Here is a 19,744-nt window from a genome sequence, read left to right on the forward strand (position 1 = left end):
CGTCCCGCCCCCGTCACCCCTGCCGCTCCCGAGCCACCCATCCCCGCTCGTACGCGTGCCACCCCAGCTGGAGGCGCGTCGAGACCCCGGTCAGCTCCATCAGCCGCTTGACCCGGCGCTGCACGGTCCGCAGCCCCAGGTCCAGCTGCTTGGCCACGCTCGCGTCGGTCAGCCCGGCCAGCAGCAGGGAGAGCACTTCCAGGTCGGTGTCGTCGGGCCCGTCCGGCTGCTGCTCGGTGACGCCGGACGTCCCGAGACGTATCGGAAGGGCCTCCCGCCACACCGACTCGAACAGCCCGGAGAGCAGTTCCAGCAGCCCGCTCGCATGGACGACGAGCGCGGCCGGTTCCGCGGTGCGCGAGGTGAGCGGTACCAGGGCGAGCGTCCGGTCGGCGATCACCAGCTTGGTCGGGACCTGGTCCACGACCCGGACCTGCTCCTCGCGGCCGAGGGCGGCGGACAGCTCGGTGATGCCGTCCGGCTGGTCGAGGACCGCCCGCTCCAGGACCACCCGGTAGCGCACCCCGCGGTCGGCGGCCTGCTCCTCGGCGTCGTTCTCCATGCCGGTGACGGCGACCGGGTTGCCGGTGACCAGCGCGCACACCTCCTCGCTCGCCCCGAGCTGGAGCTGGAGGAAGCGCTGCGAGACCGCGGCCGCACCGATCACCACCTCGACGAGATCGTGTACGGCGGGCTCGGCGACCCCCGCCCGGTACTCCTCGGCGAGCACCGCGGCCGCCAGCTCCGCCTTCTCCAGCTCGTGCCGCTGCTGGGTGAGCAGCGCGCCCAGTGCCACGCCGGGCGGGGCGGCGACCCAGCGGCCGGGCCGGGCCGAGGACTGCGCCGCGAGCCCGTGCCGCTCCAGCCGGCGCAGGGCGCGCTCCGTGTCGTGCTCGGCGAGCGTCAGCCGCCGCGCGAGATCGGGCACATCGGCGGCTCCCGCGGACACCAGGGCCCGGTACGCCGACTCATGCGTCTCGTCGAGACCAATCACTCCCAGCATCGGGCCGCGCCTCTCCCCAGAATGGACACCGGTGTTCGGTCCGTGGCGGAAAACAGCCACGGCGTGAAACCGCCTCGGCACATCATCGCCGCACCACCCGTCACTCTGCCAAGGTGTCGCCACCGCAGCATCAACCACCGCCCGGTTTGCCCGACTTGGACCTTCTTGGCCTGCGCTTTTCGCGCCGGCGGACAGGCGGCAGCACGGACCTGGAGGGTGGCGGTGGACCACAGCGGAACGACAGGAAAGCGGGTCGCGCCCAAGGCCGTCCTGGCCGACGCGAACGGTGCCTCGGTCACCCGGATCGTGACCCGGGCCCATTTCGCAAGGATGTTCAACACCTCACCCGACCACGCCACTTGAGGCGGTTCGACGGGTCGGATTTTCCTGATGCCCCGTTTTCATCCGGCCCGTGCGGTGGACAATTGGGGGCATGAGCCAGCAGGGGGGAAGGCCCACCGGTCACGAGGACGACTGGTGGGGACAGCTGTACGGTGACTTCACCGAGGACACGGGCCCCACGGCGGCGCCCGACTCACTGGACGACCGGTTCGCCTCGGCGGCGGGCGCGGTGAACCAGCCTGCGGCGGCCGGGGCTTCCGGCACAGGGGCCTCGGGGACGGGCGCGGCCGTTCCGTCGCCGCGAGCCGATCCGGATGCCGCACCGGGCCGGTCGACGTTCCCGCCCGGTCTGCCGAAACCGCCGGGGTTCACCGTGGAGCCGCCCCCCGAACCCGCGCCGCCCCCGCGCCCCCTCGACTACGTGGGCGACGGCCCGCCCACCTACGCCGCCGAACCCACCGCACTCCCGCCGGCGGACCCCGACGACCTCGACGACCTGGTCGCCGACACCGTCCTCGACGGCGCCCGCTACGGCGCCTGCACCCTGCGCGCCGTGTCCCTGCGCGGCGACTCCGCCCGCTACCGGGGCGAACCCCGCCGCGACTCCCTCCTCACCGCTCGCTTCGGCACCGGCGAGCACGCCCTGATCCTGGTGGCGATGGCCACCGGCGCGCGGGCCACCCCGGGCGCCCATCGCGCCGCGGCCGAGGCCTGTCACTGGATCGGCCGGGCCGTCGGCCGCAGTCACCCGAAACTCGCGGAGGACATAAGGGCCGCCCGGCGCGGCGAACTGAAGTCGGGCCTGCACCGTCTCACCGACCGCAGCCTCGGCAAACTCCGCGCCAGCGCCGCCGAACAGGGCATCGAACCCGAGGAGTACGCGGCGACCCTGCGCTGCCTCCTCCTGCCCGCCGACCCCGAGTGCCGTACGCGCGTCTTCTTCGGCGTCGGCACCGGCGGACTCTTCCGGCTGCGCGACGGCGAATGGCACGACATCGAGCCCCGCGTCACCGACGCCACCGGCGAACCGGTCGTCGGCTTCGGCTCCCTCCCCGCCGAGACCCCCGACGGCGACCGCCTCACCATGGACCTCGGCATCACCACACCCCCGAGCCCCTACGACCCCGCCCCTGAGCCGCCCCGCGAACCCTTCCGCTTCCGCGCCTCCGTGGCCCGCCCCGGCGACGCCCTCCTGATGTGCACCGGCGGCCTCGCCGACCCGCTGCGCGGCGAACCCGAACTCGCCGCCCACCTGACGGGGCGCTGGTCCGCAGCCGAGCCGCCCGGGCTCGCCGAGTTCCTCGCCGATACCCAGGTCCGGGTCAAGGGATACGCGGACGACCGTACGGCCGCGGCGGTGTGGGAGGCGTGACCGACGCCCTCAGCTGTACGGCACCCACTGGCGGGCCGAGGTGTCGTACGAGTAGCGCGGCAGCCCCTCGATGCCCGTCGTGCGGAACGGACGGCCGTGGTCGTCGATGCGGACCGTGCCGGTGCGGCCCTGCGAGGACCAGTCGAGTTCGAGGTACCAGGTGCAGTCGCAGCTCTCCGTCCGCGCGTCGATCAGCAGCACCTCGGGGTCCTCGGCGGACACCCGGTACGGAAGCCGCATCGCCGGGATCGTGACCCCCGAGTCGCTGCCGTCGGCGGGGCGGGCGAGGGGCCGGTCCTTGTCCAGGTCGACGTCGAAGTAGCGGGGCGTCAGCGCTCCACCGCAGCCGTTGTCCATGGCGTACGAGCTGCCCCCGCCGGGCGCCGAGCGGCCGACGACGCGCACCCGCAGCGCCTCCAGGACGACGGCCGTCGACGTCCGGCCCTGTACGGAGATCTTCACCAGGGTCTGCCGGCCGTGTACGGCGTTCTGCGTTCCCGCCCAGGTCCCGGCGTCCTGTGGGACGGGCGGCGGGGGTACCTGCTGCGGGGGCCTGCCGACGACGTAGTCGTGGCCGCAGCCGGCCTGCCAGACATGGGAGTCGGCGCTCCAGGTGAGGGGCACCCCGGACGGAGGCCGCTGCTGACCGGGTTTTTTCGAGGGCTCCTCGGCGGTCTCGGTGGGCTTCGCCGAGGGTTTGGTCGACGCGCCCGCCTCGGGGGAGGGCGTGGTGGAGGACGGGCTCGGGGACTTGGACGACTCCGGGCGCGCAGTGCCCGGCTGTGTCGTGCGGGGTGGATCGCCGGCTTCGACGGAGTCGCTGCCCCGGGGACCGTCGTCGTCCGGGAGGGCGGAGAGACTGCCGAGCGTGGCGAGGAGAGCGGTCGCCACGGCCGCGGAGACCAGGAGGCGTCGGCTGCGGTACCAGGGGCGGTGGGGAGGATCGGCCGGTGCGCTGTCCGCCGGGGGAAGGGCCGCGGCGGCTTCGGCAGGCTCCGCGGCCTCGGAAGGCGCCTCGGCGGCGGCCGCCGTACGCGGCCTCTGCCGTGCCGCCACCGCCAGGATCCACAACCGGTGCAGCTCCAGCCGCTCCCGCGGCGTCGCCTCGCACAGCGCGGCGAACCGTTCCACGGGTGCGAAGTCGAGGGGGACCGCGTCGCCGGCGCAGTAGCGGTGCAGCGTGGAGGTGTTCATGTTGAGGCGGCGGGCCAGCTGACCGTAGCTGCGGTCGGTGCGGTCCTTCAGACGCCTGAGTGACGCCGCGAACTCCTGGACGTCGTCGTCCTGTGCTGCTGACACCGTTCCCCCGTGTCCTCACCGTCCCGGGTCGGCATCCCAGGCACTCCATATACCTGCACGTCAGACGGCCTGGGATGGTTCCACCGTCGCGGATCGGGCGCCGGAGCTTGCGGCCGTGCGCTGTGACGGCTGATGCTCTTGGTGTCGCACCGACCAGGCCGGACGGACCATCCGCCGTCGGTGACGACCACCGTCACACGTTCACGCTCTCATCGCACCCATCTCGTTCACGGGGGACAGTCATGCCCAAGCGCACTCGAACCGGAGCGCTCGCCGCGCTCGCCGTCGCGACGCTCGCCGCCGGACTCACCGCCGCGCCGGCCGGCGCCGCGACGAAGGCGCCCGCGCCGAAGTTCCTCTCGGCGTCCCAACTCCCGCCGCACCCCTCGTCCGACTGGACCGCCGACAAGGTCACCGACGGCGTCCCGGAGGAGATGCAGCACTGCTTCGGCGACGCACTGCTCGCCTACGACGCCCGCCACCGCACCTTCCGCACCGATCTGGAGACCAACGCCCAGCAACTCAACGTCGTCGTCGGCGACAGCGCCAAGGCCAAGGCGCTCGCCACCCGCCTCGACAAGGAGGTCAAGCGCTGCGTCGCCCGCACGGACGCCGCCCCCGACATCGAGGCGGACTACAAGAGCTACGGCAGCCTGCCGGTCGAGGAGGGTGCCCGCGTCCACGGCTTCGCGACCCGGGCCTCGTGGGGTGCCATGGACATCCACCTCGTCTCCGTCGGCAGGGACGGCGGCACCGTCACCGTCGTGCGGTGGGGGCAGATGGGCGACTTCACGGACGCGCCGGTGAAGGCCTTCAAGAAGACGACCACCACGGCGGTCACCAAGCTCTACTGACCACCACACCAGCGGGGCCGCCCTCCCGGACGGGGGTCGGACGGGCGGCCCCGCACTCACCAGCGAATTCCGGCCAGTTTCACCGGCCGTGGGCTCGGCACGGGGCGTTCACGTCGACGACGCCTCGCCGCCGAGCCCTCACATGCCCCATGCCCGCGTCACATACGGCCGGATCGACAGCGGGGAATCCGTGGCCGGGCCGATCCGGCCCGCTCCCGACGCCCGGGCGCGAGTCGGCGCGCGGCCGGGCGGGACTGCCCAGGTCGGCCGCCCGCGCCACGGGCAGATGAACCGCCTCGCCTCCTCACCCCGGACGCCCGACTCCGGCCCGCGGGCCGGTCCTTGGCCGGTGACCGACTCGCTCCGGCCGTCGCGTACGGCGGCCCGCGGGCGGCCGGTGGGTGACGTTCCGGGTTTCATGCACCCGGCGTGCGCCGCGCCAACCTTGGCCGAACACCTGGTCGTTGACGATTCGACATGACTGGCGCCGGTCCCGATGGGAAATGGTTCCCGTGAACGTGTTCGAGCCAGGAGGGGAACCGACATCGGCACGCGGGCGGGGGTCATGAAGAGGCAGGCACGAGGGGGCGGTCCCATAGCGTACGGGGCTTTCTCGGTGGAGACGGTGGAGGAGCGGGCCGCGATCGAGGGGGAGCGGGCGCAGCCACCTCAGCTCAGGCGCAGACTCGGGCGGGCGGATCTACGGGCCGTACCGGAGGCCCGCAGAGCCCTGCGCGACCTGTTGCGGCACTGGGGGAGGCCCGGCAGGTCGGACATAGCCGAACTGCTCACCAGCGAGCTCGTCACCAACGCGATCGTCCACACCGACCGTGAGGCGGTCCTGACGGCGACCGTCGGACCGGACGGACTCAGGGTGGAGGTACGGGACTTCGTGGCCCGCCGGCCCAGACTGCGCGTACCGAACGCCGACGACGGTACGAACGGCAGAGGCCTGGTCCTGGTCGAGTCCCTCGCGGACGCCTGGGGCGTACAGCCGCACGGGGTGGGCAAGGCGGTGTGGTTCGAACTCGACGCGGATGCCGCGTGACAACGGGACGGGCGCGACCCGTACCTCGGGTCGCGCCCGTCCCGTCGACGAGCGGTGTGCTCAGCGAGCGCCGCGCTCAGCCGAACTGCTGCTCAAGATCCTTGAGCTTGCGCTCCAGGGAGTCGAGTCGCGGCAGCGCCATGGTGTCGTCCTCCGCGGTGAGGTCGACGGCGACCGGGTCAGAACCGGTGCGAACGGGCTGAAGTGAGGGACGCGACCGTACGGGCAGTTGTTCCGGCGTGGATATGGCAGGCTCCGCTGTGACTTGGGCCGAGGCACGCTCCAGGGCCTGCGTCTCGACCTGCCGTCCGCCGCCGCGGCCGATGAAGCCGCGGTGCCCCCGGCTGATGGCCTTCAGCTGGGCACGCTCCATGCGCTGCTGGTCGCGCCGGCGCAGTCGGCTCTCGTCCTTCTGCCGCTTGTCCTCGCGGACCTCGTCGACCGCCTCGTCCAGGCTGCGCACACCCTCCAGGAGCATCAGCGACCAGGCCTTGTAGGTCTCGCGGGGGGCCCGCAGCCAGCGGACGATCCTGATCTGCGGGAGGGGCCTGGGCACCAGACCCTGTTCCCGCAGGGCGGCCCGGCGGGTCTGCTTCAGCGCCCGGTCGAACAGTACGGCCGCGGAGAGGGACATGCCGGCGAAGAAGTGCGGGGCGCCGTCGTGGCCGATGCCCCTGGGCGCGTGCACCCAGTTGAACCAGGCCGCGGCCGCCGCGAACGTCCACACGAGTATCCGGGAGCCGAGGGCCGCGTCACCGTGGCTGGCCTCCCGCACCGCGAGCACGGAGCAGAACATCGCGGCGCCGTCCAGACCGAACGGCACGAGGTACTGCCAGCCGTTGTGGAGGCCGAGGTTCTGCTCGCCGAAGCCGACCAGGCCGTGGAAGGAGAGGGCGGCGGCCACGGCCGCGCAGCAGAACAGCAGCACATAGGAAGCGGTGCCGTAGATGGCCTCCTTGCGCCTGCGGCGCTCCTCGCTGCGCTCCCACGAGTCGTCCGCGCCGGCGTCCTTCCCCGCGGTCTTCCCGCGCCGCAGCACCGCTATCGCCGCCAGCAGGCCCAGGAGCAGTACGGCGCCCGGAAGCAGCCAGTTCAGCGATATGTCGGTCAATCTCATCTGGGGTCCCTTGCATTGGGATAGGGCGTAACGCCCGCCATAGTGGCCCAATCCCACTGGCCCTCAGGGGGTTTCGGGGCAAGAGGCCGCCAAGGAAGTGCAAGGGAATGCCCAGGGCGGCGTTCTGCTCGAACTGCCGCTTGAGGGGCGGGAGTTGAGTTCGAACAACACTACCCGTGCGGGTGGTTCCACGGAAAGTTCCCGCGCGAAGTGAGGAATCTGTGAAACGCCTGTAACCGTGACGGGTGTCCTGCTCGCGGGTGATCTTACGACACGGCGGCTCACGTCCGTGCCGGAGGGTGCGCCGGCGGAGATGTCTGAGGGTGCCTCAACTGGCGGTGGCCACAAGCTTGGTGACCCGGTCCGCGTCGCAGGTGCGCGGGCAGGTGAGGCAGGTGTCCTCGGGGCGCAGTGTGTAGAACATGCAGCAGCTCGCCCGGTCCCGGGTGGGCAGGGACTCGCCGTTCGGGCCGGTGAGCTCACGGAACGCGGCCGAGCCGACGTACGGCTTCGTCGCGCCCGGCAGCAGCAGCTCCAGCTCGCGTTGCGCCCGGTTCTGCTCTCCGTCGCCGAACAGGTGGGCGACGTACCACAGACCCTCGACGATCTCGTCGGTCGCCATGCCCCAGAGCGCTCGTCCGCGGCGCCGCATGCGCGGGCCGAAGGCGGCGAGGACGGGTTCGAGGTGCTCGGCGACGGCGGCCCGCACCTCGGCGCGCAGCGCCTCCTCGTCGGGGACGACCCTCGCGCCGGGCAGGGCGGCGGCCGGGTCGCCCGGGAGGCAGGCGAAGGTGGTGGGGCGGGCCGCCAGGCGGCCCAGGGGGAGGCCGGGGGGCGTGCGGTCGTACGAGACATGCGTCACGGGGAAGCGGGGGACGCGGCCGAGCAGGAACCAGGGCACGGTGATCAGCAGGCAGACGGGCCAGGCGTAGCGGTGCAGGCCGAAGCCGGCGACGACGTCCGGGCGTGCGGGCTGTCCGTAGTCGCGCCGTATCTGCGTGTCGTCCCAGGCCAGGAAGGCGTCGAGGCCGGCTGCGCCCTCGGCGAGCGCGGTGGCGGTGATCCAGCCGTCGTGCCGGGGGAGCTGTGCGTCCGGGAGGAGCTGGGTGATGTCCAGCCCCGGGAAGGCCTCGGTGAGACGGGTGTACGCGTCCGTGAGGGCCGAGGGGGGCACGGGCATACGGGACCGCCGATCCGCGAGACTTTGAAGGTAAGGCTTACCTTACCCAAGGTCGCTGCGATTTGAACTGTCGCGTTCTGCGCCTATGGTGCTTGACGGGCGAGTAACAAGCCGCCGTAATGACCCCAAGTACCGATACGTCCGGAGGAGGACCCGTGGAGCAGGGCGCGCAGGGCTCCGCGGCGACGGGCATTCCGCAGGTGCCGGAGGAGGGCGGGGCTGCCCGGGTGCCGTCGCAGGGACGGGTCGGGGACGTGGAGCGGAGCCGTGGTGTCTCGGCGCCGACGGCTCGGGGTGAGCACATCCACAGCGAACCGCCGATGCCGTCGCCGATGCAGCGGCCGCGTGCTGTTGTGCAGCGGGCCTCCGTACGGGGGCAGATCCTCGACGCCCTGCGCACCGCGCTGGTCACCGGGGAGCTCATGCCCGGGGTGGTCTACTCGGCACCCGCGCTCGGCGAACGTTTCGGCGTCTCCGCCACGCCGGTGCGTGAGGCGATGCAGCAGCTCGCGCAGGAAGGGGCCGTCGAGGTCGTGCCCAACCGGGGGTTCCGCGTGGTCGAGCGGGGCGCTCGGGAGCTGGCCGAGCTGGCCGAGGTGCGGGCGTTGATCGAGGTGCCGGTGATGCTGCGGCTGGCGCGTACGGTGTCCGCCGAACGGTGGGCGGAACTACGGCCGTTGGCCGAGGCGACGGTCCGGGCGGCGTCGACGGGGTGCCGGGCGACGTACGCGGAGGCCGACCGGACCTTCCATCGGGCTGTGCTGTCCCTGTGCGGCAACGAACAACTCGTCCAGATCGCCGACGACCTCCACCGCCGGGCCCAGTGGCCCCTGGAGATCTCCACCCGCAGCCGCACCGACCTCCTCGCGGACGCGACGCAACACGCGGCGCTGCTGGACGCGTTGATCGCCGGGGATGTGGATGCGGTGCGGGCCTTGCTGGGAGATCACTTCGCGGGCTGACGATGCCTGCGGCGGCACATGGCGCGGTCCGCGCCCAGCCGTCCCGAGGCATTGCCATCCCGAACCCCCGCTCACCCGCAGGGGGCGACGGCCGGTCCAGGCACTCTCAGCCCGTCCGGCGTTTGAGGACGAGGCCCTTCGGACCGATGGCGGGGTCGAAGCGGCGGAGCCCCTTCAAGGGGTGGGGTTACGCGGCTGCGGGCGGCGTCGGGGCCAGTTGGCGGGCCAGCCATGTGGGGACGCCGCCGAGGAGATGGAACAGGCGGCGGGCCTCGTTGCGCAGCCGGGCCGCCTCCGGTTCGGTCTCCGCGTCGGCGAGGGAGGCCAGGGCGGGGGCCGTGCCCACCAGATAGCCCAGTTCCTCCCGGATGCGCAGGGACTCGGCGAAGCCGTGACGGGCCTCCGCCAACTCGCCGTCGCGCAGGGCGAGTCCGGCGAGATGGCGCCAGGTGAAGGAGAGGAGGAGGGGGTCCGAGTGGGCCGTCGCACCCGCGTGTGCTCGACGGTATGCCGCACGGGCCGCCTGGGGCGAGCGGGCGAGGTTCTCCGCCAGCAGGCCGCGGCGGAAGTCCAGCAACGCCCTCCCCGCCGCCCCCGGAGGGATCAGCGCCGCCGCCCTCCCCAACGCGGCCCGCGCCTCGTCGGCCCGATCGCGCACCGAGTGCAACGTCGCCGCGTAGGCAAGTTGCCCGCGTTCACAAGCGGCCGCGCCCCGCTCGTCGTCACTGTGGGCGAGCGCCTCGGCCGTACGGAGCGCGTCCTCGGCGTCCTCCCAGCCCTGCTCGGTGTAGAGGCAGCGCTCCACCAGCAGCGACGCCCGCTGGAGCGCGGCCTGCGCGGTCACCGGCTGTAGCAGGGCCGCCGCGTCCGCCCAGCACGCGCGTGAGCGCAGCCGCCATACCGCGGTCTGGAGTGGATCGTCACCGGCGGTCGTTCCGTTACCAGACATGGCGGTATGCGCCACCTCGCCCTCCCCGAGCACGCCATCGAGCTGTTGAGTGGTGGCGGCATCTCAGCACGGATCGGCGGGTTCGGCCAAGAGGGTGGGTGAAGGATTTCACAAAGTCGTGGGACTGGGGCGGCACTTGGTGCCATGCGGTGGGGGAGCTCGGTGCGGTCAACTCATGCGCAATGCCAAGAAGAAGTCGAGTTTGTCCTCCAGCCGGGAGAGGTCCCGGCTCGTCAACTGCTCGATTCTGCCCACTCGGTAGCGCAGTGTGTTGACGTGCAGGTGGAGACGGGTCGCGCAGCGGGTCCAGGAGCCGTCGCAGTCGAGGAACGCCTCGAGGGTGGGGATCAGCTCGGCCCGGTGGCGGCGGTCGTAGTCGCGCAGGGGGTCCAGGAGGCGCGCGGTGAAGGCTCGGCGTACGTCGTCCGGGACGAAGGGCAGGAGCAGGACGTGGGAGGCCAGTTCCTGGTGGCCGGCCGCGCAGACCCGGCCGGGGCGGGCCGCGGCCACCCGGCGGGCGTGCCGGGCCTCCTCCAGGGCGCCGCGCAGGCCCTCCGCCGAGTGCACCGCCGCGCTCACGCCGAGCGTGACCCGGCCGTCGCCGTCCAGGCCCGCGGACAGGGCGTCCCGGACCGAGTCCAGGAGCACGTCGGCGAGGATGCCGGCTTCCGAGCCGTCGTGCTCCGACGAGACCGCCGGGAGGGGGACCAGGGCGATGGCCTCGTCGCCCGTGTGGGCCACGGCGATGCGGTCCGACGGTTCGGGACCGGTGGCGAGGGGGTCGACGAGGATCTCCTCCAGGAGCGACTGGGCGATCGGGCCCTCCTCCTCGATGCCGTCGCCCTCCCATTCGACTCGGGCCACGACCACCTGCCAGTGGGGGGCAGCGCCGAGGCCGGGCAGCAGGACCGGGGCCGCTACGCGCAGGCGGGCGGCGATCTCGGCGGGTGCCGCGCCCGTCTGGACCAGTTCGAGGACCTCCTGGGCGAGGCGGCGGCGGACCGTGCGGGCGGCGTCGCGCCGGTCGCGTTCCACCGCGATCAGCTGGGTGACGCCCTGGAGGAGGTCCAGGCGCTCCTCGGGCCAGTCGCTCGCGTCCGCCTCCACGGCCAGCAGCCACTCCGACAGCACCGTCTCGCGCACGTCCCGCGCGGCCTGCGCCGAGCGGCCCGTGCTGCGGATCGGGAAGAGCGAGTACTGCGTGCTGCCCAGCGGCAGACGGTGGGGGCCGCGGCGGCCCGTGCGGGCGGCCGTCAGATGCTCCGCCGCCAGCCGCGCGCACACCTCGGGGGCCAGTGCCGGGCCTGCGACCTTCGGGCCCGCGATCAGCCGGCCCGTCGGCGACAGCACCCAGGCCCGCAGGTCCAGGTCCGAGCCGAGGAGGTCGAGGACCACGTCCGGGCCGCCGCCGGCCGGGCCCGAGGTCATCATCCGGCGGTGCCGGTCGACCACGGCGGCCAGGTCGCCGGCCCGCTCGCCGCTCACCTGCCGTACGACATGCTCGGTGATCGTCGCGAAGGCCACCGACTCGTGTACCGCGAACAGGGGGAGGTGGTGGCGGGCGCAGGCCACTACCAGGTCGTCGGGGATGTCGCCGAGCTCGGCCTCACCCGCGCCCAGCGCAGCCACGCCGGCCTGGGCCAGGAGGCGGACGAAAGGTTCGGAGTCCGCGGCGTCGCGGCGCCAGGCCAGCCCCGTGAGCACCAGCTCACCGCCGGAGAGGTAGCGGCTGGGGTCCCTGAGGTCGGTGGTCATCACACCGCGCACGGTGCGGTCCAGCTCGTCCTCGCCGCCGAGCAGCTTGAGGCCCAGCGCGTCGGTGTCCAGCAGTGCGCGCAGCCGCATTCTCGTCGCCGCCGTTCTTTGTCTCGAAATCTACGATGAGTCTTGATGAGCTTGATGGGTCTGTGGGTGCGGCCCGGTCTGCGGGCCGATGAGCGGTGCCGAGGGCGGTGCTCGTCGTCTTTCGGACGGTGTCCCAGGTCACAGGGCTGTGCCCGGTGTTTCCCGAGGAAAGCATGGAGGTTTCTGATGACCTCTGTTCATACGAATCTACAAGATGACTGCCCTGGCCAGCCAACTCCTTCATGGTTTCCGTGACTGACCCCGGTGGAGCAGGGCGCTGTGTACTGACGTCAATCCGCGTTAACAGCACATGAACGAGCCGGTCCCGCCGCACCTGATCTGGCTCAAACCGTACGGCCCCCCCCCGAGACAAGGAAGGGAGCAGGCCATGGACTTCCTTCGCCCCGCCAGCTGGGAGGAGGCGCTCGCCGCGAAGGCCGCGCACCCCACCGCTGTGCCGATCGCGGGTGGCACCGACGTGATGGTCGAGATCAACTTCGACCACCGCCGGCCCGAGTACCTCCTCGACCTGAACCGCATCGGCGACCTCTACGACTGGGAGGCGTGCGAGAACAGCGTGCGGCTCGGTGCTTCGGTGTCGTACAGCACGATCATGGAGAACCTGCGCGCCGAGCTGCCGGGCCTGGCCCTCGCCTCGCACACGGTCGCCTCCCCGCAGATCCGCAACCGCGGCGGCGTCGGCGGCAACCTCGGCACCGCCTCCCCGGCCGGTGACGCCCACCCCGCCCTCCTCGCGGCGGGCGCCGAGGTCGAGGTCGAGTCGGCCGAGCGTGGCACCCGCCTCATCCCGATCGACGAGTTCTACACCGGCGTCAAGCGCAACGCGCTCGCCGCCGACGAGCTCATCCGGGCCGTGCACATCAAGAAGGCCGACGGGCCGCAGCAGTTCTCCAAGGTGGGGACCAGGAACGCCATGGTCATCGCCGTATGCGCCTTCGGGCTGGCCCTGCATCCCGAGTCGCGGACGGTGCGGACGGGGATTGGTTCGGCTGCTCCTACGCCCGTGCGGGCCAAGGCCGCCGAGGAGTTCCTGGACGCGGCGCTCGAAGAGGGCGGCTTCTGGGACAACGGCAGGATCATCACCCCGTCGGTCGCCAAGCAGTTCGCCGAGCTGTGCTCCGGCGCCTGCAACCCGATCGACGACGTCCGGGGCACCGCGAGCTACCGCCGCCACGCGGTCGGCGTGATGGCCCGCCGCACGCTGACCTGGACCTGGGAGTCGTACCGCGGCACCGCCGCCCGCACGGAGGGAGCCGCCTGATGCGCGTCAACTTCACTGTCAACGGCCGTCCGCAGGAAGCCGACGACGTGTGGGAGGGCGAGTCCCTGCTGTACGTGCTGAGGGAGCGGATGGGGCTTCCGGGATCGAAGAACGCCTGTGAGCAGGGCGAGTGCGGGTCCTGCACCGTCCGGCTGGACGGCGTGCCGGTGTGTGCGTGTCTGGTCGCCGCCGGGCAGGTCGAGGGCCGTGAGGTCGTCACCGTCGAAGGGCTGGCGGAGTTCGCCGAGCAGCGGGCCTGCGGGTCGCAAGAGTGTGACACCAAGCCCGCCGACTCGCAGACCGGCGAGACCGCCGGCTCCTCCCCGCGCGCAGCGCTCTCTCCGATCCAGCAGGCGTTCATCGACGCCGGCGCCGTCCAGTGCGGCTTCTGCACGCCCGGTCTGCTGGTCGCCGCCGACGAGATGCTGGAGCGCAACCCCGACCCGACCGACGCGGACATCCGCGAGGCCCTGTCGGGCAACCTGTGCCGCTGCACCGGTTACGAGAAGATCATGGACGCGGTACGCCTCGCGGCCGCCCGGCAGGGAGAGGCGGTCTGAGCGGCATGCCTTCCCCCACTCTCGAATTCGCTCGCGCGGGCGGTGCCCCCATCGGCGCTCCCACGAAGATCACCCAGGGGTCCCGGACCAAGGGCGGCATCGGCGAGTCCACGCTCCGCCCGGACGGCACCCTCAAGGTCACCGGCGAGTTCGCGTACTCGTCCGACATGTGGCACGAGGACATGCTCTGGGGGCAGACCCTCCGGTCCACCGTCGCGCACGCCGAGATCGTGTCCATCGACACGAGCGAGGCCCTCGCCACGGCGGGCGTCCACGCCGTCATGACGTACGACGACCTGCCGGCCGACGTGAAGAACTACGGCCTGGAGATCCAGGACACCCCGGTCCTCGCGCACGCCAAGGTACGCCACCACGGTGAGCCGGTCGCCATCGTCGCCGCCGACCACCCGGAGACCGCGCGCCGCGCCGCCGCCAAGATCCAGGTCGACTACCGCGAGCTGCCCGTCATCACCGACGAGGCCTCGGCGACCGCCCCGGACGCGATCCTCGTCCACGAGAACCGCGACGACCACCACAGCCGCCACGTCCCGCACCCGAACATCGTCCACCGCCAGCCGATCATCCGCGGCGACGCCGCGGCAGCCGCCGAGCGGGCCGACTTCGTGGTCAAGGGCGAGTACACCTTCGGCATGCAGGACCAGGCCTTCCTCGGCCCCGAGTCGGGACTCGCCGTACCGGACGAGGACGGTGGCGTCCACCTCTACATCGCCACGCAGTGGCTGCACTCCGACCTGAGGCAGATCGCGCCGGTCCTCGGGCTGCCCGAGAGCAAGGTCCGGATGACGCTGTCCGGCGTCGGCGGTGCCTTCGGCGGGCGCGAGGACCTGTCGATGCAGATCCACGCCTGTCTGCTGGCGATGCGGACCGGCAAGCCCGTCAAGATCGTCTACAACCGCTTCGAGTCCTTCTTCGGACACGTCCACCGTCACCCCGCCAAGCTGTCCTACGAGCACGGCGCCACGAAGGACGGCAAGCTCACCCACGTGAAGTGCCGGATCGTGCTGGACGGTGGCGCGTACGCCTCCGCCTCCCCGGCGGTCGTCGGCAACGCCTCCTCGCTCGGCGTCGGCCCGTACGTGGTCGACGACGTCGACATCGAGGCCCTCGCCCTCTACACCAACAACCCGCCCTGCGGCGCCATGCGTGGCTTCGGCGCGGTCCAGGCGTGCTTCGCCTACGAGGCGCAGATGGACAAGCTGGCCGACGCGGTCGGCATGGACCGCGTGGAGTTCCGGCAGCTGAACGCCATGGAGCGGGGGACCGTCATGCCGACGGGCCAGCCGGTCGACTCCCCGGCGCCGGTCGCCGAACTCCTGCGCCGCGTCAAGGCGATGCCCCTGCCGCCCGAACGCCAGTGGGAGAGCAGCGAGGGCGCGGACGTACGGCAGCTGCCGGGCGGTCTGTCCAACACCACGCACGGCGAAGGCGTCGTCCGCGGTGTCGGCTACGCGGTCGGCATCAAGAACGTCGGCTTCTCCGAGGGCTTCGACGACTACTCCACCGCCAAGGTGCGACTGGAGGTCATCGCCGGCCGGCCCGTCGCCACCGTGCACACCGCGATGGCGGAGGTCGGCCAGGGCGGTGTCACCGTCCACACGCAGATCGCCCGCACCGAGCTGGGCGTCACGCAGGTGACGATCCGCCCCGCGGACACGCAGGTGGGCTCGGCCGGCTCGACGTCCGCGTCGCGTCAGACGTACGTCACCGGTGGCGCGGTCAAGAACTCCTGCGAGCTGGTCCGCGACAAGGTCCTGGAGATCGGGCGCCGCAGGTTCGGCTCCTACCATCCGGCCTGGGCGACGGCCGAGCTGCTCCTGGAGGGCGGCAAGGTCGTCACCGACGGCGGCGAAGTGCTCGCCGACCTGGCCGACGTACTCGAAGGCGAGGCGGTCGAGGTCGAGGCCGAGTGGCGGCACCGTCCGACCGAGGCCTTCGACCTGCGCACCGGCCAGGGCAACGGCCACGTCCAGTACTCCTTCGCCGCGCACCGCGCCGTCGTCGAGGTCGACACCGAGCTCGGCCTGGTCAAGGTGATCGAGCTGGCCTGCGCCCAGGACGTCGGCAAGGCGCTCAACCCGCTGTCCGTCCTCGGCCAGATCCAGGGCGGCACACTCCAGGGCATGGGCATCGCGGTGATGGAGGAGATCATCGTCGATCCCAGGACCGCCAAGGTCAGGAACCCGTCCTTCACGGACTATCTCCTCCCCACGATTCTCGACACGCCGATCATCCCTGTCGACGTGCTCGAACTCGCCGACGACCACGCCCCGTACGGGCTGCGCGGCGTCGGCGAGGCCCCCACCCTGTCGTCCACCCCGGCCGTCCTCGCGGCGATCCGGGACGCGACCGGGCTGGAGCTCAACCGCACGCCGGTACGTCCGGAGCACCTCACCGGCACGTAACCCACCGGGGGTTGAACCGGCGAGTTTCTCCTGGGGGCTTCGTCCCCCAGGCACCCCTCAATGTCCGTCTCGGGCCGTCCCCCGGGTCGTGCACCTCCCCAAACCCCGCTGATCGCCGAAGGCAACCGGCGGGTGCCCCTATGAACCTTGGGAGTAGGCCCCACATGACCCAGCAGTCACTGGAGCCCACGACCTCGGCCGACGACGCGGGTGAAGGAACCCGCGTCCCGGCCGGCAGGTCGTGGCTCGACCGGTACTTCCACATATCCAAGAGAGAGTCCACGGTCGCGCGCGAGGTGCGCGGCGGCGTCACCACCTTCATGGCGATGGCGTACATCCTCCTGCTCAACCCGCTGATCCTGTCCGGCAAGGACGCGGCCGGCGACACCCTCGCCCAGAAGGCACTGATCACCGCGACGGCGTTCGCGGCGGCCTTGACCACGCTGCTGATGGGCTTCTTCGGCAAGGTGCCGCTGGCCCTCGCGGCCGGCCTCTCCGTCTCCGGCGTGCTCGCCTCGCAGGTCGCCCCGCAGATGACGTGGCCGCAGGCCATGGGCATGTGTGTGATGTACGGCGTGGTCATCATGCTGCTGGTCGTCACCGGCCTGCGCGAGATGATCATGAACGCGATCCCGTTGGCGCTGAAGCACGCGATCACCATGGGCATCGGCCTGTTCGTGGCGCTGATCGGCTTCTCCAAGGCCGGTTTCGTGCACCAGGGCGAGTCCACCCTGGTCACCCTCGGGCCGGCCGGTGAACTGGCCGGCTGGCCGGTACTGCTCTTCGCCGTCACACTGCTCGCGATCTTCATGCTCCAGGCGCGCGGCGTCCCCGGGGCCATCCTGATCGGCATCGTCGGCGGCACCGTCCTCGCTGTCGTCCTCAACGCCTTCGACGTCATCGACCCCAGGCAGTGGGCGGGCGGCGCTCCCGAACTGCACGGCAGCGCCGTGTCCATGCCGGACTTCTCGATCTTCGGCAACGTCGAGTTCGGCGGCTGGGGCGAGGTCGGCGCGATGACCGTCGGCATGATCGTGTTCACGCTCGTGCTCGCCGGGTTCTTCGACGCGATGGCCACGATCATCGGCGTCGGCACCGAGGCCAAGCTGGCCGACGACAAGGGCCGGATGCCGGGCCTGTCCAAGGCGCTGTTCATCGACGGCGCGGGCGGTGCGATCGGCGGTGTGTCCGGCGCGTCGGGCCAGACCGTGTTCGTCGAGTCGGCGACCGGCGTCGGCGAGGGTGCCCGTACCGGCCTCTCCTCGGTCGTCACCGGCCTGTTCTTCGCGGCCTGTCTGTTCTTCACACCGCTGACGGCGATCGTGCCGGGCGAGGTCGCGGCCGCCGCCCTGGTGGTGATCGGCGCCATGATGATGATGAACGCGCGGCACGTGGACTGGGCCGACCGGGCCACCGCGATCCCGGTGTTCCTCACCGTCGTGCTCATGCCGTTCACGTACTCGATCACGGCCGGTGTCGCGGCCGGCGTCATCTCGTACGTCGCCATCAAGGTCGCTCAGGGCAAGGCGCGGGAGATCGGGGTCTTCATGTGGGCCCTGACAGGCATCTTCATCGTCTATTTCGCCCTCAATCCCATTGAGAGCTGGATGGGCGTGCACTGACGGGTTCGTGAACGGCCCTCCACACAACTGCCGTGAAGGAGACCGACAGATGCTGGACATCGCCGAAGAGCTGCACCGGTGGGTCGAGCAGGGACGTGACTTCGCCGTGGCCACCGTGGTGGCGGTCGGCGGCAGCGCACCCCGGCAACCCGGTGCCGCGCTCGCGGTGGACACCGACGGAACGGCCGTCGGCTCGGTCTCCGGCGGCTGTGTGGAGGGTGCGGTGTACGAGCTGTGCGGGCAGGCGCTCCAGGACGGCGAGACGGTCCTGGAGCGCTTCGGCTACAGCGACGACGACGCCTTCGCGGTCGGGCTGACCTGCGGCGGCATCATCGACATCCTCGTCACGCCGGTACGGGCCGCCGACCCGTACCGCCCGGTTCTCGCGGCCGCGCTGCGGGCGGCCGCGAGCGGGGAGGCTGCGGCCGTGGCCCGGATCGTGTCCGGGCCGGCCGAGCTGAGGGGCCGCGCTGTTCTCGTCGGCCCCGACGGCTCGTACGACGGCGGCTTCGGCGCCCACCCCGAACTGGACCGTACGGTCGCGGCGGAGGCCGGCGCCCTTTTGGACGCGGGCCGCACCGGCACCCTGGAGATCGGCGAACAGGGCTCGCGCTGCGGCGCCCCGCTCACGGTGCTGGTCGAGTCCTCGGTCCCGGCACCCCGGATGATCGTCTTCGGCGCGATCGACTTCGCGTCGGCGCTGGTGCGCGTCGGCAAGTTCCTGAACTACCACGTGACCGTGTGCGACGCCCGCCCGGTCTTCGCGACGAAGGCCCGCTTCCGGGAGGCCGACGAGATCGTCGTCGAGTGGCCGCACACGTACCTGGAGCGCACGGAGGTGGACGGCAGGACCGTCCTGTGCGTCCTCACCCATGACGCCAAGTTCGACGTGCCCCTGCTCCGGCTCGCGCTGCGTCTGCCGGTCGCGTACGTCGGCGCGATGGGCTCACGCCGCACCCACCTGGACCGCAACGAGAGGCTGCGCGAAGTCGGCGTCACCGACCTGGAGTTGGCACGGCTCCGGTCGCCCATCGGGCTGGACCTCGGCGCCCGCACCCCGGAGGAGACGGCGCTGTCGATCGCCGCGGAGATCGTCGCGAGCAGGCGCGGTGGCAGCGGGGTGTCCCTGACAGGGGCTCACACACCGATCCATCACGACGCGGCCGGGCGGCCCGCAGGGCGGATCGGGTCCGTGGCGTAACGGCGCGAGCCGCCAGGGCCCGGGCCCGCGGCACAGGCTGGGCGGGCCGGGCGAAGGCGTACGCCGGGTCGCCGCCCAGGCTGATCCTTACGTGGCGCAGGAGTTCGCGCACGATGCCCGCGTCGCACGTTGGACCAGCGGGCGCCCTCGGCGGTGCGGGTCGGGTGCGCGGCGATGTCGGCGAGTGGCCACACAGCCCCGCGGGGTACACACCGGCGGCCCCGGTGCCCGTCACACCTCCCGAAGCAACCGATTCACGGCCCGCCCGAACACATACCGGCCCACCCGCTCAACCACCCCGTCCCAGCCCCCTGGCACGAACCGCACCTTGATCTCCTCCCGCCACACCACCCGCGTGCGCCCACCCGGCCCGGGCCGTACCTCGATCTCCGCCCAGCCCGTGACCACCCGGCCCCGCTTCTCCAGCCGGCAGAGTCCCGGCGTGTCGTCGCCCGGTGGCTGCCACACCGTCACCTCCATCGGGTCGGTGAAGGAGAGGGGGCCGATTCCGGAGCGGGCGACGACGAGGGTGCCCTCGTGGGTCGGTGCGTTGGGTGTGACCTTGATACGGGTCAGGGGTACGGCCCGGGCATGGCGGGGCCACTCCGTCAGGCGGCGCCATGCCTCGGCGAGGGGGAGCGGAGCCGTGCGTTCGAGCAGGAAGTTCGCCACGAAGCGATCTTAA

Annotated in this window: 17 protein-coding genes; 10 read left to right on the top strand and 7 right to left on the bottom strand. The window is 72.0% G+C overall.

Annotation, left to right across the window (positions count from 1 at the left end; all coding sequences use genetic code 11):
• Nucleotides 1-13: 13 nt before the first annotated feature.
• The gene (locus tag KUM44_RS08955; RefSeq protein ID WP_217207259.1) at nucleotides 14-1,003 is read right to left on the bottom strand and encodes a LuxR family transcriptional regulator; all 990 of its coding nucleotides are present in this window, start codon (nucleotides 1,001-1,003) and stop codon (nucleotides 14-16) included.
• A gap of 222 nt (nucleotides 1,004-1,225) precedes the next feature.
• On the opposite strand from KUM44_RS08955, the gene KUM44_RS08960 reads away from it, so the two are divergent.
• Complete coding sequence (locus tag KUM44_RS08960) at nucleotides 1,226-1,366, top strand: hypothetical protein (protein WP_217207260.1); 141 nt, start codon at nucleotides 1,226-1,228, stop codon at nucleotides 1,364-1,366.
• A gap of 70 nt (nucleotides 1,367-1,436) precedes the next feature.
• Entirely contained in the window at nucleotides 1,437-2,717 is a 1,281-nt protein-coding gene (locus KUM44_RS08965) for a PP2C family serine/threonine-protein phosphatase (protein ID WP_217207261.1), read from the top strand.
• A 9-nt stretch (nucleotides 2,718-2,726) separates the two neighbouring features.
• Here KUM44_RS08965 and KUM44_RS08970 read toward each other — a convergent pair whose 3' ends face one another.
• Nucleotides 2,727-4,016: a helix-turn-helix transcriptional regulator gene (locus tag KUM44_RS08970; RefSeq protein WP_217207262.1), complete on the bottom strand. Its 1,290-nt coding sequence runs from the start codon at nucleotides 4,014-4,016 to the stop codon at nucleotides 2,727-2,729.
• A gap of 242 nt (nucleotides 4,017-4,258) precedes the next feature.
• Between KUM44_RS08970 and KUM44_RS08975 the strand changes: the two genes are divergently transcribed.
• Both KUM44_RS08975 and KUM44_RS08980 read left to right on the top strand, forming a co-directional pair.
• On the top strand, nucleotides 4,259-4,870 hold the full coding sequence (locus KUM44_RS08975; RefSeq protein ID WP_217207263.1) for a hypothetical protein: 612 nt from the start codon (nucleotides 4,259-4,261) through the stop codon (nucleotides 4,868-4,870).
• A gap of 565 nt (nucleotides 4,871-5,435) precedes the next feature.
• Nucleotides 5,436-5,918, top strand: a complete 483-nt coding sequence (locus tag KUM44_RS08980; protein WP_217207264.1) for an ATP-binding protein — start codon at nucleotides 5,436-5,438, stop codon at nucleotides 5,916-5,918.
• 76 nt (nucleotides 5,919-5,994) lie between these two features.
• Here the strand turns inward: KUM44_RS08980 and KUM44_RS08985 are convergent, their stop codons facing one another.
• Together KUM44_RS08985 and KUM44_RS08990 are read right to left on the bottom strand one after the other, a co-directional pair.
• The gene (locus KUM44_RS08985; protein WP_217207265.1) at nucleotides 5,995-7,035 is read right to left on the bottom strand and encodes a DUF2637 domain-containing protein; all 1,041 of its coding nucleotides are present in this window, start codon (nucleotides 7,033-7,035) and stop codon (nucleotides 5,995-5,997) included.
• A 328-nt stretch (nucleotides 7,036-7,363) separates the two neighbouring features.
• Entirely contained in the window at nucleotides 7,364-8,215 is an 852-nt protein-coding gene (locus KUM44_RS08990; RefSeq protein ID WP_217207266.1) for a (2Fe-2S)-binding protein, read from the bottom strand.
• 155 nt (nucleotides 8,216-8,370) lie between these two features.
• On the opposite strand from KUM44_RS08990, the gene KUM44_RS08995 reads away from it, so the two are divergent.
• On the top strand, nucleotides 8,371-9,177 hold the full coding sequence (locus tag KUM44_RS08995; protein WP_308402545.1) for a GntR family transcriptional regulator: 807 nt from the start codon (nucleotides 8,371-8,373) through the stop codon (nucleotides 9,175-9,177).
• 187 nt (nucleotides 9,178-9,364) lie between these two features.
• On the opposite strand, the gene KUM44_RS09000 is transcribed toward KUM44_RS08995, so the two are convergent.
• Both KUM44_RS09000 and KUM44_RS09005 read right to left on the bottom strand, forming a co-directional pair.
• Complete coding sequence (locus KUM44_RS09000; protein WP_217207268.1) at nucleotides 9,365-10,141, bottom strand: hypothetical protein; 777 nt, start codon at nucleotides 10,139-10,141, stop codon at nucleotides 9,365-9,367.
• A 153-nt stretch (nucleotides 10,142-10,294) separates the two neighbouring features.
• The gene (locus tag KUM44_RS09005) at nucleotides 10,295-11,971 is read right to left on the bottom strand and encodes a PucR family transcriptional regulator ligand-binding domain-containing protein (protein WP_217207269.1); all 1,677 of its coding nucleotides are present in this window, start codon (nucleotides 11,969-11,971) and stop codon (nucleotides 10,295-10,297) included.
• 388 nt (nucleotides 11,972-12,359) lie between these two features.
• Here KUM44_RS09005 and KUM44_RS09010 point away from each other — a divergent pair, with 388 nt between their 5' ends.
• The 5 genes from KUM44_RS09010 (at nucleotide 12,360) to KUM44_RS09030 (ending at nucleotide 19,059) form a co-directional block, all read left to right on the top strand.
• Nucleotides 12,360-13,253 (top strand): xanthine dehydrogenase family protein subunit M, encoded by an 894-nt coding sequence (locus KUM44_RS09010; RefSeq protein ID WP_217207270.1) that lies wholly within the window; start codon nucleotides 12,360-12,362, stop codon nucleotides 13,251-13,253.
• Nucleotides 13,253-13,813, top strand: coding sequence for a (2Fe-2S)-binding protein (locus tag KUM44_RS09015; RefSeq protein WP_217207271.1), 561 nt, complete (start codon nucleotides 13,253-13,255; stop codon nucleotides 13,811-13,813). The genes KUM44_RS09010 and KUM44_RS09015 overlap by 1 nt, the downstream gene beginning before the upstream one ends.
• A gap of 5 nt (nucleotides 13,814-13,818) precedes the next feature.
• Complete coding sequence (locus KUM44_RS09020) at nucleotides 13,819-16,236, top strand: xanthine dehydrogenase family protein molybdopterin-binding subunit (protein ID WP_217207272.1); 2,418 nt, start codon at nucleotides 13,819-13,821, stop codon at nucleotides 16,234-16,236.
• Between the two features lie 164 nt (nucleotides 16,237-16,400).
• Nucleotides 16,401-17,858, top strand: coding sequence for an NCS2 family permease (locus tag KUM44_RS09025; protein ID WP_217207273.1), 1,458 nt, complete (start codon nucleotides 16,401-16,403; stop codon nucleotides 17,856-17,858).
• Between the two features lie 49 nt (nucleotides 17,859-17,907).
• Nucleotides 17,908-19,059: an XdhC family protein gene (locus tag KUM44_RS09030; RefSeq protein WP_217207274.1), complete on the top strand. Its 1,152-nt coding sequence runs from the start codon at nucleotides 17,908-17,910 to the stop codon at nucleotides 19,057-19,059.
• Between the two features lie 231 nt (nucleotides 19,060-19,290).
• On the opposite strand, the gene KUM44_RS09035 is transcribed toward KUM44_RS09030, so the two are convergent.
• Nucleotides 19,291-19,731, bottom strand: coding sequence for an SRPBCC family protein (locus KUM44_RS09035; RefSeq protein ID WP_217207275.1), 441 nt, complete (start codon nucleotides 19,729-19,731; stop codon nucleotides 19,291-19,293).
• Nucleotides 19,732-19,744 lie beyond the last annotated feature (13 nt).

The organism is Streptomyces sp. AC550_RSS872 (genome assembly GCF_019049285.1).
Lineage (GTDB): Bacteria > Actinomycetota > Actinomycetes > Streptomycetales > Streptomycetaceae > Streptomyces.

What these genes read in the sequence shown, in the direction of transcription:
- KUM44_RS09020 (WP_217207272.1), top strand. Translation starts at nt 13,819, where the DNA reads ATGCCTTCCCCCACTCTCGAATTCGCTCGCGCGGGCGGTGCCCCCATC.
- KUM44_RS08965 (WP_217207261.1), top strand. Translation starts at nt 1,437, where the DNA reads ATGAGCCAGCAGGGGGGAAGGCCCACCGGTCACGAGGACGACTGGTGG.
- KUM44_RS08980 (WP_217207264.1), top strand. Translation starts at nt 5,436, where the DNA reads ATGAAGAGGCAGGCACGAGGGGGCGGTCCCATAGCGTACGGGGCTTTC.
- KUM44_RS08955 (WP_217207259.1), bottom strand. Translation starts at nt 1,003, where the DNA reads ATGCTGGGAGTGATTGGTCTCGACGAGACGCATGAGTCGGCGTACCGG.
- KUM44_RS09005 (WP_217207269.1), bottom strand. Translation starts at nt 11,971, where the DNA reads ATGCGGCTGCGCGCACTGCTGGACACCGACGCGCTGGGCCTCAAGCTG.
- KUM44_RS09015 (WP_217207271.1), top strand. Translation starts at nt 13,253, where the DNA reads ATGCGCGTCAACTTCACTGTCAACGGCCGTCCGCAGGAAGCCGACGAC.
- KUM44_RS09030 (WP_217207274.1), top strand. Translation starts at nt 17,908, where the DNA reads ATGCTGGACATCGCCGAAGAGCTGCACCGGTGGGTCGAGCAGGGACGT.
- KUM44_RS08985 (WP_217207265.1), bottom strand. Translation starts at nt 7,035, where the DNA reads ATGAGATTGACCGACATATCGCTGAACTGGCTGCTTCCGGGCGCCGTA.
- KUM44_RS08975 (WP_217207263.1), top strand. Translation starts at nt 4,259, where the DNA reads ATGCCCAAGCGCACTCGAACCGGAGCGCTCGCCGCGCTCGCCGTCGCG.
- KUM44_RS09010 (WP_217207270.1), top strand. Translation starts at nt 12,360, where the DNA reads ATGGACTTCCTTCGCCCCGCCAGCTGGGAGGAGGCGCTCGCCGCGAAG.
- KUM44_RS09025 (WP_217207273.1), top strand. Translation starts at nt 16,401, where the DNA reads ATGACCCAGCAGTCACTGGAGCCCACGACCTCGGCCGACGACGCGGGT.
- KUM44_RS08990 (WP_217207266.1), bottom strand. Translation starts at nt 8,215, where the DNA reads ATGCCCGTGCCCCCCTCGGCCCTCACGGACGCGTACACCCGTCTCACC.